Source organism: Arthrobacter sp. Y3223164 (assembly GCF_059091005.1).
The window spans coordinates 1-13,767 of record NZ_JBNHGF010000038.1; the positions used below are offsets into that span (position 1 = coordinate 1).

The window sequence follows — 13,767 nt, forward strand, 5'->3', positions numbered from 1 at the left end:
TCGGCCAGCAGCCGCTGGGCCAGCAGCCGCGAGCCCTCGAGGGTCCGCTGCTGGCGGTCCGCGAACTCGTCGGAGGCGGCAAACTTGAAGGCCACGGCCTTGGCTGCCACCACGTGCTCCAGCGGGCCGCCCTGCTGGCCGGGGAACACCGCGGAGTTAATCTTCTTGGCCAGCTCCTGCTTGGACAGGATCACGCCCCCGCGCGGGCCGCCCAGCGTCTTGTGCGTGGTGGTGGTGACGACGTCGGCGTACGGCACCGGGTTCGGGTGCAGTCCGGCGGCCACCAGGCCGGCGAAGTGCGCCATGTCCACCATCAGGTAGGCGCCGACCTCGTCGGCGATCCGCCGGAACTCCGCGAAGTCCAGCTGGCGGGTGTAGGCGGACCAGCCGGCCACGATCAGCTTGGGCTTGTGCTCGACGGCGAGGCGCTCCACCTCTGCCATGTCGATCCGGTGGTCGGACTCCGAGACCCCGTAGGGCACGACGTTGTAGAGCTTGCCGGAGAAGTTGATCTTCATGCCGTGGGTCAGGTGCCCGCCGTGTGCCAGGTTCAGGCCCAGGATGGTGTCTCCCGGGGACAGCAGCGCGAACATGGCCGCGGCGTTGGCCTGGGCACCCGAGTGGGGCTGGACGTTGGCGGCTTCCGCACCGAACAGTGCCTTGACCCGGTCGATGGCCAGCTGCTCGATCACGTCCACGTGCTCGCAGCCGCCATAGTAGCGCCGGCCCGGGTAGCCCTCGGCGTACTTGTTGGTCAGCACCGACCCCTGGGCCTCCATCACCGCGGTGGGGGCGAAGTTTTCCGACGCGATCATCTCCAGCGTGGACTGCTGGCGTTCCAGCTCCCGCGCAATGGCACCGGCCACCTCGGGATCGGCCGCAGCCAATCCGGTTGTCAGCGTGTTCACCATCCGACTTCTCCTTCAAAGAACCTGATCAATCACAACTAATGTTTGACTGATATATCAGAACTGATTGCAATAGTATGGGGGAGATCACACCCCGTCAAGAGGTTCCTTCCGGCATCGAATTCCCGGCCGGCAGGACCCCGACCAGGTCAGCGGACCATTAGGAGCATCATGAGCATCACCGCGGAACCCGATGCCGGAACCGAGCCGCTGTCGCTGGCCGAGCAGGCCTACCGTGCGGTGCGGGACAAGCTGATCATGTTGGATATCCGCCCCGGCGCCCCCATCAATGACGGGCAGCTGGCGGCGGAACTCGGCTTTGGCCGCACTCCGGTGCGCGAGGCCCTGAAGAAACTGGAGGTCGACCACCTGGTCATCTCCTATCCGCGCCGCGGCACCTTCGCCACCATCGTGGACATCACCGAACTGGCCGCTGTGTCGGAACTGCGCCGCGTGCTGGAACCCCTGGCGGCCCGCAAGGCAGCGGAGTCGGCCGGGGAGGCAATGCGCGCAGAACTGTCGCAGCTGGCGCGGGACATCGGGAAGCTCGGCGACGCCCGGCCCGACAAACACGACCTGATGCGTTACGACCTCAGCGTGCACCGCGCCATCTATCGCGCCGCGGGCAATCCCTACCTCGAGGACACCCTGATCAGGCTGGACAACCTGGCCACCCGCATCTGGTGCCTCGTGCTGGATAAGGTGCCGTCCGTCGCCGGCCACATCAGCGAGCACGTGGAACTGCTGGACTCGATTGTCGACGGCGACGCGGACCACGCTGCCGGCCTGGCCCTCGAGCACATCACCGGCTTCGAAAAGGCCATCCGCGCGGTGTTGTAACGCGGGGAAGGTGTCTTTGGCGGAACCGTTCAGCCGCCGATTTCGGCGGGCGAGGGGTTCTTGGCCAGGCGGACCGCCAGGTTGAGCCCGGACATCTTGGGCGTGCCCCGGGGGTCCTCGCCGATGAGGTCGAAAATCTTGCGCAGCCGCTTATGCAGCGTTTGGCGTTCCACGAACAGGATCCGCGCAGTCTCTGCGGAATTGCAGCCGCTCATGAGCCAGGCGTCGAGGGTGTCCAGCAGCCGCGTCCCCCGCTTCCGGTCATAGTCCAACAGCTCGCCGAGCAGTTCCTGGGTGATTCGTCCGGCGACCGGTCCGGAGAGCTCGCGGGCCGCCAGCCGCTCCAGGACAAAGTCCTCGCAGTCGCGGATGTTGCTTTCCAGGTCGTCCGGGGGCCCCACCGCTTGGGTCAGCCTGGCCTCGACCAGGGACGAGTGGGCATGCAAGGGCGTGGCAACCGTCGGCCCGATCGCACCAGCCACCGCCAGGCCGCGGAAGTCCTCACGCAATCCGGCCAGGATTTCCCGCCGCTCCTGGCGCGTGCCGCTGATGCTGAGCTGGACCAGGGCGCACAGGCTCTCGCCGTCCAGATAGGTCCGGGCATCGGGACACCGGTTTTTGAGGATCCTTTCGGCCACTCCGCGTACGCTGGTCAGCCCAATCCGGCGAAACACCATGACGAAGGCCGGTTGTACGGTCGAGAGGCCCGCGGCGGTGCACAACTCGTGGATGTGGGAGGCGCCGGCGCCGCTGATGACGGCCCGCATCAGGGCGGTGTGGGCAATCTGCTGCGCCGTCGGCCTGTGCTGCTGCGACACGGCGAGCGCCAGAATGCCGCCGATCCGCTCTCCCACCGTCTTCAGCAGCTCCGGGGCAACATCCCGGCGGCTTTGCAGCCGCAGGCGCGCCGACACCAGGCTGCCAACGAAAATGTCCGATTCCACATTTACGGAGGTGGGATCGGGCGGGAAGCCGCCAACGAACTCCAAGACGGTCCCGCTGGGGTCCAGCAGCGCCGCCTCGATCCGCAGCGACTGCGAGACAATCTCGATCAGGGGGCTCAGTGCCGGACCGGAAGAAGCCAGGTGTTCCGCCAAGCGCTGCGAGATGGAATCGGCGGTTTGCAGGGCCGTGACATGTTCAGACACGACTTTCCGGTTGACTTCTTCCGCGATCTCCACGAACGGGACCACGCGCCGCAGCTCGATCAGCGGCAGCCCAACCTCTTCGGCTGCCTCCACAAGCTCGGCCGAGAGCGAGCGGCCGGAGCCCGCGGTTTGGATCGCCAAGGCCGTCACATGCCGGGCCGCCAGGCTGCGGATGTACTCGTGTTGTGCGGCGGGCCGGAGGTTTAACAAGGCGTCCCCGCCGCTCAGCAGCAGCTCCTGGCCGCGCAGCAGCGGCGCTATTTCCAAAACTTCGCTCGAATGCACCCATCTGACCTTGCCGCCGGGAATCTGGCTTTTGCCGGCCCGAACCAACGGACTGGCGCGCCGCATCAGTTCAAGCCCAAGCACATCCGACAACATCACGACCATGGATAATCCCGCCTCTGAGCAGCCCGATCCGGTGTAGGGGGGACAGTCCGTCACCCTCCATGCATCTAAGTGGTTACGGTCCGACTATACGCTGTGAGCTGCATCACCTCCTAGTCTGGGTGAAGTCCTGCTCCGCCTCGCGTTGCAAATCGTCAGGAGACCCGCCATGAGCCAGAGATCCGCCACGAAATCCGAACAGGCCACCCAACACGTAGAAGACATCCTGCAGCCGGTTCCCGAATCGGCCCGTACCACCAAGCTGTCAGGCCAGTTCTGGATCTGGGCCGGCGCCAACGTCGCCCCGATCAACTGGATCCTGGGTGCCCTGGGCATCCACCTCGGATTGAGCCTTGCCGATACCCTCACCGTGCTCATTGCCGGCAACGTCATCGGCATGCTTGGCTTCGGCTTCTTCGTAATCCTCGGGCAGCGCACCGGAGCTACCGGCATGTTGCTGGCCCGCGGAGCGTTCGGCCGCAGGGGCGCCTACCTACCCGCAGCCATCCAGGCCGTGATCGCCATCGGATGGTCCGCCGTCAACACGTGGGTCATCCTGGACCTGATCATGGCGCTGTTCGGAATGATCGGCTGGGTTGATCCTGCGGCCACCAACTTGGGGTGGCGCATCGGCACGGCTGCCGTCATCATGTCGATCCAGGTGGCCATTTGCTACCGCGGCTACCGCGCCATTTCCCGCTTCGAGCGGATCACCATGCCGCCCACCGTCCTGGTCCTCATTGCCATGTCGATCGTGGCCTGGACGCAGCTGGACATCGACTGGAGCTACCAGGGACCCGTGGGCGAGGTTCTCACCGGCATGCCGCGGATCGCTGCCATGTCCTCGATCATGACCGCCATCGGCATCGGCTGGGGCATCGGCTGGTTCACCTACGCTCCCGACTACTCCCGCTTCGTGAGCAAGAAGATCCGGCCCGCAAAGCTCTATGTGGTCAGCGTCCTCGGGCAGTTCCTCCCCGTGGTCTGGCTCGGCGTCCTGGGCGCCAGCCTGGCGACAAAGAACGGCACGGCCGATCCCGGCCAGCTGATCGTGGAAAGCTACGGAGCGTTCGCCATTCCGGTGATCCTGCTGGTCATCCACGGACCCATCGCAACCAACATCATCAATATGTACACGTTCGGTGTCGCCACGCAGGCCCTGGACATCCAAATCTCCCGCAAGAAGCTGTCCATCGTCGTCGGTGGCCTGGCAATGGCGGCGGTCATCGGTTTCATGTTCGCGACTGACTTTGCCCACATGCTGCACAACTGGATCATCGCGATTGCAGCGTGGGTCGCGACCTGGGGCGGGATCATGGCCGTTCATTACTTCGTCTTCGAGCGCCACCACAAGAACTTCAGCTACCTCTTCCGCTCGCCGTCCGACACCCAGCTCAAGGCCTTCAACCCGGCGGCTTTCATCGCCTTCTTCGCCGGCATTTTCATGACCTGGATGTGCATGTACGGCTCGGTTCCGGTCCTCCAGGGACCCATCGCGACCGCGGTCGGAGGCATCGATTTCTCGTGGCTGGGCGGGACCATCACCTCGGCCACGGTGTACTTCCTGCTCGGATACTCCCGGTTCCGTTCTCGGATTGCCGCCGGCATTCCGCTCGGCTTGAAGCAGGACAGCTCCGACGAGGAATTCCTGAAGGATCACGGCGACTGCGAAACAGCGTTGGTCGAGGCCGACCATCCCGCAGGCTCCGTTGCCGCGCTGGCACCGGAGGCCCCGGATGCCCCGGAGGACCGCACCCCCGCACCCACGGCCTAGCCGGCGGACCGACGCATCAACATGCGTGGCCGCACCAACCTCAAAGCCACCTTTCCCGCACACAGAAACACCACGAAGGAGATCCAATGACCATCGCCCCCGCCTCCCCCTCCGCCAACAGCGTGTCCGAGCTCGAGCGCCTGAAGGTCCTGCACAACGGTGAGAAGCAGCAGCTGACCTTCTCCGATGCGGAATTCGAACGCCGTCTGGCCGGACTGCGGCAGATTATGGCCGCCAAGGAGCTCGACGCGGTCATCCTGACCAGCTACCACGGCATCAAGTACTACTCGGACTTCCTGTACACGACGTTTGGCCGCAACTACGCCCTGGTCGTCACCGCAGACGACTCGGTCACGGTCACCGCCAACATCGACGCCGGAATGCCGTGGCGCACCAGCTACGGCGAGAACATCGTCTACACGGACTGGAAGCGCGACAACTTCTACTTCGGCCTGCAGGAAGCCCTGCGCCAGCGCGGCGTCAGCGCACGCCGCCTCGGTGTCGAGGACGATGCCCTGCCGCTGATGACCCGCCAGCGCATCCAGGCCGCCTTCGACGGCGCCGAACTGCTCGACGTCTCGCAGGACGCGATGCGCCAGCGGATGATTAAGTCGGCCGAGGAAATCGAGGTCATCAAGCACGGTGCACGGATCGGCGACCTGGGCGGCGAGGCCATCAAGGCGGCCATCCGGGAAGGCATCAGCGAGTACGAAGTGGCACTGATCGGCACCGAGGCCATGGTTCACGAGATTGCCCGCACCTTCCCGCACCGCGAAGTCCGTGACACCTGGGTCTGGTTCCAGTCCGGCATCAACACCGACGGTGCGCACAACTGGGCCACCACCCGAAAGCTGCAGCGTGGGGACATCCTGTCCCTGAACTGCTTCCCGATGACCTCCGGTTACTACACCGCGCTGGAACGGACCCTGTTCCTGGGCGAGCCGGACGAACGCTCGCTCGAGCTGTGGAACATCAACGTAGAGGTGCACCGCCGCGGGCTGGAACTGATCAAGCCCGGCGCCGTCTGCAAGGACATCGCCGCCGAGCTGAACGAGATCTACATCGGCCACGGGCTGCTGGCGAACCGCACGTTCGGGTACGGCCACTCGTTCGGCGTCCTCTCGCACTACTACGGACGCGAGGCAGGCCTGGAACTGCGCGAGGACATCGACACCGTCCTGGAACCGGGCATGGTCGTTTCCATGGAGCCGATGATCACCGTCGCCGACGGCGAACCCGGTGCCGGCGGCTACCGCGAACACGACATCCTCGTCATCGGCGAAGACAGCGTGGAAAACATCACCAAGTTCGGTTTCGGCCCCGAGAACAACATCATCCAGGCCTGACCCGACCTGCCGGGGCGGGGCCGTCCGGTCCCGCCCCGGCAGCACCACCTGCAATCCACCGCTCATCGCGAATGAGCCGCACAACGATCGTTTGGAGCAAGCATGCCTGCCAGCGTGTACATGGAAGAACTCGACGCCTTTACCTATCGGGAACGCATCGCCGACGACAACGCCGTCGTGCTGATCCCGGTCGGCTCCATAGAGCAGCACGGGCCGCATATGCCGCTCAACGTGGATGTTCTCCTGTCTACGGCGTTGGCCGGTGCGACGGCGTCATCCATCGGTGGTGTTGTCGCCGCTCCCGTCGTCTACGGGTACAAGTCCCAGCAACGCTCCGGGGGCGGCAACCACCTCCCCGGCACCACCAGCCTCGACGCCGCGACGGTCATTTCCATCGCCAAGACGCTCACCCTGGAATTTGCCCGGCACGGTGCCCGGAACATTGCCTTCATCAACGGCCATTTCGAGAACTACCAGTTCCTGTACGAAGGCGTCGACCTGGCGCTCCGCGAACTGCACCAAAGCGGCGTCCAGGACGTCAAGGTAGTGCTGCTCTCCTACTGGGACTTCGTTGACGAGCGGACCATCACCGAGCTGTACCCGGATGGCTTCACCGGCTGGGACCTGGAGCACGGCGGCGTGCTGGAAACCTCGCTCATGCTGCACCTCTACCCGGAGCGCGTCCGCATGGACAAGGTCGTCGACGCTCCCCCCGCCGTCCTGCCGAACTACGATGTCCTGCCCGTCAACCCCGAACTGACACCGGCCTCCGGCTGCCTTTCCTCCGCGGCCGAGGCGACCGCCGGCAAGGGCAAAATCCTCCTCGAGCGGGCATCGGCCGGCATGGCTGCCGCCCTGTCCCGCGAATTCTCCCCTGCCGTGGCGCAGGCACGCGCCGCCGACCCTGAATCCGTCGCGGCACTGTAGGACCAGCTTCGCCGTGCGGGCCCACCCCGCCCTGCCGCAATGAGATTATGGTCCTATGGCCGATCCTGAAGAGTTCGACGACGAGGCGTCGCCGGAGAACCTGAACCGCGGCGTGCAGTCTGTGGACCGCGCCATCACCGTGCTCGAGATCCTGGCCCGACGTGGCGCCGCCGGCGTCAGCGACATCGCCGAGGAAATGGGCGTGCACAAGTCCACCGCGTCGCGGCTGCTGGCGTCCCTGGACCAGCGCGGCATGGTGCAGCAGAACAGCGAGCGCGGCAAATACCAGCTCGGCTTTAGCATCCTGCGGCTCGCGAACTCGATCCCGGGGAACCTGAGCCTGGTGCGCGAGGCACGGCCCGTGCTGGAGCGGCTGGCGGAGCAGTACAAGGAAACCGTGAACCTGGCAGTCCTGCGTTCCAACTATGCCGTCAACGTGGACCAGGCGCGGGGCACCTCCACTCTGGCGATGTCCGACTGGATCGGCAGTCTGACGCCCCTCCACGCCACGTCCAGCGGTAAGGTCCTGCTGGCGGGGCTCACCTCCGAAGACCGGCTCAAGATCGTGAAGCAAACCCGGTTGCCGGCGCAGACCGCGAACACGATCACCTCCCGGCAGAAACTGGAAAAGGAGCTGCTCCAGGTCTCCGCCCAGGGCTACGCCGTCGTCAAGGAAGAATTCGAGATCGGCCTGAATTCCATTGCTGTTCCGGTATGGGACCACCTGGGAACCGTTATCGGATCCGTCAGCATTTCGGGCCCGGCCTTCCGGTTCAAGCCCGAGCAGATTGACGGGCTGGTCGAGGACATCAAGCAGGCCGGGCAGGACATTAGCGCCCGGATGGGCTACTCCCGGGACAGCTGACCGCCGCCGGCTACCCAATGACGACGCCGGCGCCCGGCTGTCATTTGACGACGGCGGCGGCGGGCTCTCCGGCCAGTCGGGCCGTGACCCACTCGTGGAACGCGCTGATGTGGTGTTCGCTGGGAACCAGCACGCCGCCGTTGGCGTAGATCTTGGAGCCCATCGCCGGCTGGCAGCGTTCGCACGCGTCGAAGTCCTGCTGGTTCACCCGGTGAAAGAGCTCGACGGAGGCCGTGAGGTCCTTTCCGGCTTCCACCACGCCGGGCATGTACAGCCAGTCGCACTCCACCACTGTCCGGTCCGCGGCCAACGGAAACATCCGGTGGATGATCACGTGGTCCGGCACCAGGTTCAGGAAGACCGTGGGTCTGATGGTCACCGCGTAATAGCGCCGGTCCTGGTCGTCGGCGATGCCCGGAATCCGTTCCAGGCCTTCCGACCCGTCCACCGTGAAGCCCTTAACGTCCTCGCCGAATTCGGCGCCGTGGCCCACAAAATACTGCGCGGCCAGTCCATCGGCGAACTCCGGCAGCACTTCCGTCAGCTCCGGATGGATGGTCGCGCAGTGATAGCACTCCATGAAGTTCTCGATAATCAGCTTCCAGTTGGCCTTCACGTCGTACCTGATCCGCCGGCCCAGGCTGAGGTTGGCGATGTCGTAGCCGTCGATCGCGCCGGCGTCGCCCAGGCGCTCTTCGATCGCCCCCACCACGTCGTCGTCGAACGACGGCGGTTCCTCCGCGAGGCACAACCACACGTAACCCAGGTATTCGCGCACCGGAACATCCATCAACCCGTACTTTTGCCGGTCGATATCGGGCATCTTGGTGAGATTGGGCGCCGCGATGAGCTTGCCATCGAAGTCGTATGTCCAGGCGTGGTAGGGACATTGGAACGCACGTCCCGCCTCACCGCTCTCTTCCATGCAAAGTTTGACGCCGCGGTGCCGGCAGATGTTGTAGTACGCACGGACGGTGCCTTTGCGGTTGCGGGTCACGATGACCGATTCGCGGCCAATCTGGACCGTCCGATAGGCGCCGGCTTTGTCAAGGTCGGCGGACCTGACCGCACAGAACCACATCTGCTCGAAGATGCGTTCCTGCTCGGCCCGAAAGACGTCGTCGTCAACATAGGTATGGCCGGGCAGGGTGGCGATCAGGCTATCCGAAACCATTTCGGCGGTCATGCGAACTCCTTTGAACAGAACTGGCAGCGGGAGAATGGGTGCGTTGCTCAGGATGCGGCGGCGAATTCGGCTGAAAGTACGCCCAGGTGCCGTTCGGCTTCCCGGTTGAGGAATTTGCGCCACCTGGTGAACTGGCGGACCTGGTTGACACCCAGCACGGCAACGGGGTCGGCTCCGGCGTAGTAGACGGCGAGGAAGCTGTTGTCTTCGAGGCAGCCGTGTTCAATTTCAACCCGGTCGTGGCCGTGCACGTGGCCGGCAAACTGAATGCGCGAGCCGTATTGGTCGGACCAGAAATAGGGCGGATTGACCGGCGGCAGGGTCGCGGTGTCCTGCAACAGCGCTGCCACTGCAACGGCAGGTTGCTCCAAGGCCCCGGTCCAGTGCTCAACCCGCTGGTGCGCCCCTGCCCGCGGGTTCCACCAGGCCGCGCAGTCCCCGACGGCCACCACTGAGGAGACGCTGGTGCGGCCCGCCGAGTCGCAGAGCACGCCGTTGCCCAACTCTATTCCGGAGCCGAGCAGCCAGTCGGTGTTCGGTTGCCCGCCGATGCCCACCAAGACGATGTCGGCGGGAAGTTCCCGCCCGTCGTCGAGCACCACGTGGCTGACGTTTCCGCCGCTGGTGCGGAAGGACCGGACAGATGTGCCGCACAGCATCTCCACCCCGCCGGCCGAGTGCAGCCCGGCGACGGCCGCACCCATCTCGACGCCCAGGGCGCCGGACAGTGGGGCAGGAGACCGCTCCACCACGGTGACGTCGAGGCCCGCGTCACGGGCGGTCGAAGCGGTCTCGGCGCCGATGAAGCCTGCCCCGATCACCACCATTTTCCGGCCGGGAAGCAGATGACCGCGGAGCGCACGGGCATCGTCCAACGTGCGGAGGGTGAAAACGTTCGCGCAGCCATCGACTTCGGGGAGTACCCGGGCGGAGGACCCGGTGGCCAGGACCAGTCCGTCCGCGGCGAGGCTCCGTCCGTCGCTGAGCGACACGGTCATCGACTCCGGGTCGAGGCCTATGGCCGTCACACCCAAAATCCATTCCGCGGCCAACTCGTCGTCCCCGTCGACTAATGCCAGGTCCGCCTCCGAGACCCGGCCCGCCAGGAAGTCCTTGGACAGCGGCGGACGGTCGTAGGGCGGATGCACTTCCGCTCCAACGACGATCAGGCGGCCGGCAAAACCTTGGTTCCGTGCCGCCCGGGCCGCAGAAAGCCCGGACAGCGAAGCTCCGATGACAACAAGGGTCTGCATGGATAGGGCCTTTCACAGCATGAGGGTCCACGTTTTCCGAAGAAGCAGCGCCTGACGCAACACGACGCGCTATGTGAAACAGCGTGAAGACGGATTCCGCGTGTGTCAAGGGGTAAGGACCCGCAGAAAAGAATTTCTCCAAACCCTTGACAACGGAATGTGACCCGGCACACTGTTGCCTATCGTGAACGCCGTTGTTCACGACGGAACTTGGCACGCTGTGTCGTTGCGAAAGAAGGCGCCCCCATGCATCAGGCCTGCCCCTTAAGCCAGCTAACCCCCGGCGACGCCATCCGGCTTGACACTTCGCCTCCCATCGCCGTCTTCCACACGGAAGAGGGCGAGCTCTTTGCCATTGACGACACGTGCACCCACCAGGACGCCTCGCTGGCGGACGGCTGGGTAGAGGGCTGCGAAGTCGAGTGCCCGCTGCACGCGTCGAAGTTCAATCTGCGTACCGGCGTCGTTGACGCGCCGCCGGCAAAACTCCCGGTCCGCGTCCACGGTGTCTCCGTCGTGGACGGCATCATCATGGTCCAGGAATCAGAAGAGGCCCCGAATCTCCCGCCCGGCCTGCAGGTCGACGGGTTCGTGTAGCCGGGCCTTCGTCATCCACCAAAGGAACCAGATGTCAGTGAACAACGATCTTGCAGTTGATGATGGCCCACCCGACCACGAGGTGCAGCGGGTGCTGGCCCAGGAGCCCTCCGACAGACCGGCCAATGCGCCGCCGGATCAAGCGGGCACCGAGGAGGACGCCCGGATCCTGGCCGAGCTTCGGGAGAGCGAGAACGAGCAGGCGCTGGCGGGCCGCCAGCGGACGAGCGGAGGCTTGGACAAGACAGTCTTCGCCGTGGCCGGCGCCCTCGCCGTCGCTTTCGTAGCCTGGGGTTTTCTGGCCACCGAGCATCTCGGCACCACCTCGGTCACCGTACTGAACTGGGTGATGGAGAATACCGGTTGGCTCTTCATCCTGCTGGCCTCGCTCTTCGTGGTTTTCGTGCTGTGGCTGGCGATCGGCCGGTTCGGCAACATCCCGCTGTCCAAGGACGGCGAAAAGCCGGAGTTCCGCACCATCTCCTGGATCTCCATGATGTTCGCCGCCGGCATGGGCATCGGCCTGATGTTCTACGGCGTGGCAGAACCGATGTACCACTACATCGCCCCGCCGCCCGGCACCGTGGACGGGCAGACGCCGGAGGCAATCCAGACGGCGATGGCAACCTCGCTGTTCCACTGGACGCTGCACCCGTGGGCGATGTACGCCGTCGTCGGCATCGCCATGGCCTACGGCACCTACCGGCTGGGCCGCAAACAGCTGATCTCGGCAATCTTCACCTCCCTGTTCGGCAGCAAGACGGTGGAGGGACCGGCCGGGAAGTTCATCAACATCCTGGCCATCTTCGCCACCCTCTTCGGCACGGCCGCGTCGCTCGGCCTCGGCGCCCTGCAAATCGGCAGCGGCTTGGCGTTCAACGGGTGGGTGGGCGAGCTGGCCACCGGCGTGCTCGTGGTCATCATCGCCGTGCTCACGGCCTGCTTCATCGCCTCGGCCGTCTCCGGAATCCGCCGCGGCATTCAGTGGCTGGCCAACATCAACATGGTGCTGGCCGTTCTTCTGGCGCTGATCGTGTTCCTTGCCGGCCCCACGCTGTTCATCCTGAACCTGGTGCCGGCCGCCGTCGGGGATTACGCCCGCGACCTGGCCGAGATGGCCTCCCGCACCGAAGCGGTGGGCGACGAGGCGCTGCGCAGCTGGATGTCCGGCTGGACGGTCTTCTACTGGGCCTGGTGGGTGTCCTGGACACCGTTCGTCGGCATGTTCATTGCCCGGATCAGCCGCGGCCGCACCATCCGCCAGTTCGTCACCGGCGTGCTGCTGGTGCCAAGCGTTGTGAGCGTCGCCTGGTTCGCGATCTTCGGCGGCGCCAGCTTTGGAGTGCAGGCCGCGGCAGACGCCACACCGGATACCGGCGACGGGCTGGTCGACATGGTCGACGGCGAACCGACCATCTCCTTCGACGGCGCCCTCTTCGATCTGCTGCAAAACCTGCCGTTGCCGAACATCCTGGCCGGCGCGGTGGCGATCCTGGCGATGGTTCTGGTAGGGATCTTCTTCGTCACGGGCGCCGATTCGGCCTCGCTGGTGATGGCTTCCCTCAGTTCCAACGGGGCCGAAGAGCCCTCCCGCGGCGTCGTGATCTTCTGGGGCGCGCTGACCGGCGGAGTCGCTGCGGTGATGTTGCTGGCCGGCGGGGACCAGCCGGCCGAGGCCCTGAACGGGCTCAAGAACATCACCATCGTGGTCGCGCTGCCGTTCGTCCTGGTGATGCTGCTGATGTGCATTGCGCTGGCCAAGGACCTGCGCCGTGATCCGCTGGCGCTGCGCCGCCGGTTGGCCGACTCCGTCGTGGAACGCGCCATCCGATCCGGGGTGGGCCAGCACGGCGGCAGCAGGTTCGACCTGGTCACCAAACACGAATGCGACGACACCTGTCCCGAAGGGAAGTGCCCGGCAGCTGCTCCACCGCCCGCCTAGGCTGCCCTGCGGCGGGCGGCCGGGGCAACCGGGCCACCCGCCGCACCCCAAACTCGCCGCCCCACAACGCATGACGCACATCTACAACGCATGGCCCCGCATCTCTTGCCCCGCCCTGCTACCTGAAGGAGCATTACCGCATGAGCACTTCCCCGCGCATCGTCATCATCGGAGCAGGGATCGTCGGCGCCAATCTGGCGGACGAACTGGCCGCCCGCGGCCGCACGAACGTGACCGTCCTGGAGCAGGGCCCGCTGCATCTGGCCGGCGGGTCGAGTTCGCACGCACCCGGGCTGGTCTTCCAAACCAATCCGTCCAAGACCATGACCGAATTCGCCCGCTACACCGTGGGCAAAATGCGCTCGCTCTCGGCCGACGGCATCTCCTGCTTCAACCAGGTGGGCGGGCTGGAGGTGGCCACCACGCCCGCCCGGTTCGAGGAGCTCAAGCGCAGGGCCGGCTTCGCCGCCTCCTGGGGCGTGGAGGCCCGGCTGATCGACCCGGATGAATGCGAAAAGCACCATCCGCTGCTGCCGGCCGGCAACGTGCTCGGCGGCCTGCACATCCCCTCCGACGGGCTGGCCCTCGCGGCCC

The 13,767-nt window shown here is 65.6% G+C and carries 12 protein-coding genes; 8 read left to right on the top strand and 4 right to left on the bottom strand.

Annotation, left to right across the window (positions count from 1 at the left end):
- The coding region (glyA, locus tag AC5RUJ_RS04025; RefSeq protein ID WP_494155616.1) for a serine hydroxymethyltransferase at nucleotides 1-911 on the bottom strand (911 nt) is incomplete at its 3' end.
- A gap of 168 nt (nucleotides 912-1,079) precedes the next feature.
- Between glyA and AC5RUJ_RS04030 the strand changes: the two genes are divergently transcribed.
- Complete coding sequence (locus tag AC5RUJ_RS04030; protein ID WP_494128078.1) at nucleotides 1,080-1,748, top strand: GntR family transcriptional regulator; 669 nt, start codon at nucleotides 1,080-1,082, stop codon at nucleotides 1,746-1,748.
- A 29-nt stretch (nucleotides 1,749-1,777) separates the two neighbouring features.
- On the opposite strand, the gene AC5RUJ_RS04035 is transcribed toward AC5RUJ_RS04030, so the two are convergent.
- Complete coding sequence (locus AC5RUJ_RS04035) at nucleotides 1,778-3,286, bottom strand: PucR family transcriptional regulator (protein ID WP_494128079.1); 1,509 nt, start codon at nucleotides 3,284-3,286, stop codon at nucleotides 1,778-1,780.
- Nucleotides 3,287-3,452: 166 nt separating this feature from the next.
- Here AC5RUJ_RS04035 and AC5RUJ_RS04040 point away from each other — a divergent pair, with 166 nt between their 5' ends.
- The 4 genes from AC5RUJ_RS04040 to AC5RUJ_RS04055 all read left to right on the top strand — a co-directional run bounded on the left by AC5RUJ_RS04040 (nucleotide 3,453) and on the right by AC5RUJ_RS04055 (nucleotide 8,195).
- Nucleotides 3,453-5,057: a purine-cytosine permease family protein gene (locus AC5RUJ_RS04040; RefSeq protein WP_494001742.1), complete on the top strand. Its 1,605-nt coding sequence runs from the start codon at nucleotides 3,453-3,455 to the stop codon at nucleotides 5,055-5,057.
- A gap of 86 nt (nucleotides 5,058-5,143) precedes the next feature.
- Nucleotides 5,144-6,403 carry a M24 family metallopeptidase gene (locus tag AC5RUJ_RS04045; protein ID WP_494001743.1) on the top strand — a complete coding sequence of 420 codons (1,260 nt, stop codon included), beginning with the start codon at nucleotides 5,144-5,146 and terminating at the stop codon, nucleotides 6,401-6,403.
- 102 nt (nucleotides 6,404-6,505) lie between these two features.
- A complete protein-coding gene (locus AC5RUJ_RS04050) occupies nucleotides 6,506-7,330 on the top strand; it encodes a creatininase (RefSeq protein ID WP_494128080.1) in 825 nt (274 codons plus the stop codon).
- A gap of 55 nt (nucleotides 7,331-7,385) precedes the next feature.
- Nucleotides 7,386-8,195, top strand: coding sequence for an IclR family transcriptional regulator (locus tag AC5RUJ_RS04055; protein WP_494014659.1), 810 nt, complete (start codon nucleotides 7,386-7,388; stop codon nucleotides 8,193-8,195).
- 40 nt (nucleotides 8,196-8,235) lie between these two features.
- Here AC5RUJ_RS04055 and AC5RUJ_RS04060 read toward each other — a convergent pair whose 3' ends face one another.
- Both AC5RUJ_RS04060 and AC5RUJ_RS04065 read right to left on the bottom strand, forming a co-directional pair.
- The gene (locus AC5RUJ_RS04060) at nucleotides 8,236-9,381 is read right to left on the bottom strand and encodes an aromatic ring-hydroxylating oxygenase subunit alpha (protein ID WP_494128081.1); all 1,146 of its coding nucleotides are present in this window, start codon (nucleotides 9,379-9,381) and stop codon (nucleotides 8,236-8,238) included.
- A 47-nt stretch (nucleotides 9,382-9,428) separates the two neighbouring features.
- Nucleotides 9,429-10,634, bottom strand: coding sequence for an NAD(P)/FAD-dependent oxidoreductase (locus tag AC5RUJ_RS04065; protein WP_494050303.1), 1,206 nt, complete (start codon nucleotides 10,632-10,634; stop codon nucleotides 9,429-9,431).
- Nucleotides 10,635-10,880: 246 nt separating this feature from the next.
- On the opposite strand from AC5RUJ_RS04065, the gene AC5RUJ_RS04070 reads away from it, so the two are divergent.
- The 3 genes from AC5RUJ_RS04070 to AC5RUJ_RS04080 form a co-directional block, all read left to right on the top strand.
- Complete coding sequence (locus tag AC5RUJ_RS04070) at nucleotides 10,881-11,231, top strand: bifunctional 3-phenylpropionate/cinnamic acid dioxygenase ferredoxin subunit (RefSeq protein WP_494001748.1); 351 nt, start codon at nucleotides 10,881-10,883, stop codon at nucleotides 11,229-11,231.
- A 31-nt stretch (nucleotides 11,232-11,262) separates the two neighbouring features.
- Nucleotides 11,263-13,173, top strand: coding sequence for a BCCT family transporter (locus AC5RUJ_RS04075; protein WP_494014662.1), 1,911 nt, complete (start codon nucleotides 11,263-11,265; stop codon nucleotides 13,171-13,173).
- A 140-nt stretch (nucleotides 13,174-13,313) separates the two neighbouring features.
- A partial coding sequence (locus tag AC5RUJ_RS04080) for an NAD(P)/FAD-dependent oxidoreductase (protein ID WP_494155617.1) occupies nucleotides 13,314-13,767 on the top strand: 454 nt, incomplete at its 3' end.

What these genes read in the sequence shown, in the direction of transcription:
- AC5RUJ_RS04030 (WP_494128078.1), top strand. Translation starts at nt 1,080, where the DNA reads ATGAGCATCACCGCGGAACCCGATGCCGGAACCGAGCCGCTGTCGCTG.
- AC5RUJ_RS04060 (WP_494128081.1), bottom strand. Translation starts at nt 9,381, where the DNA reads ATGACCGCCGAAATGGTTTCGGATAGCCTGATCGCCACCCTGCCCGGC.
- AC5RUJ_RS04065 (WP_494050303.1), bottom strand. Translation starts at nt 10,634, where the DNA reads ATGCAGACCCTTGTTGTCATCGGAGCTTCGCTGTCCGGGCTTTCTGCG.
- AC5RUJ_RS04035 (WP_494128079.1), bottom strand. Translation starts at nt 3,286, where the DNA reads ATGGTCGTGATGTTGTCGGATGTGCTTGGGCTTGAACTGATGCGGCGC.
- AC5RUJ_RS04055 (WP_494014659.1), top strand. Translation starts at nt 7,386, where the DNA reads ATGGCCGATCCTGAAGAGTTCGACGACGAGGCGTCGCCGGAGAACCTG.
- AC5RUJ_RS04045 (WP_494001743.1), top strand. Translation starts at nt 5,144, where the DNA reads ATGACCATCGCCCCCGCCTCCCCCTCCGCCAACAGCGTGTCCGAGCTC.
- AC5RUJ_RS04040 (WP_494001742.1), top strand. Translation starts at nt 3,453, where the DNA reads ATGAGCCAGAGATCCGCCACGAAATCCGAACAGGCCACCCAACACGTA.
- AC5RUJ_RS04050 (WP_494128080.1), top strand. Translation starts at nt 6,506, where the DNA reads ATGCCTGCCAGCGTGTACATGGAAGAACTCGACGCCTTTACCTATCGG.
- AC5RUJ_RS04070 (WP_494001748.1), top strand. Translation starts at nt 10,881, where the DNA reads ATGCATCAGGCCTGCCCCTTAAGCCAGCTAACCCCCGGCGACGCCATC.
- AC5RUJ_RS04075 (WP_494014662.1), top strand. Translation starts at nt 11,263, where the DNA reads ATGTCAGTGAACAACGATCTTGCAGTTGATGATGGCCCACCCGACCAC.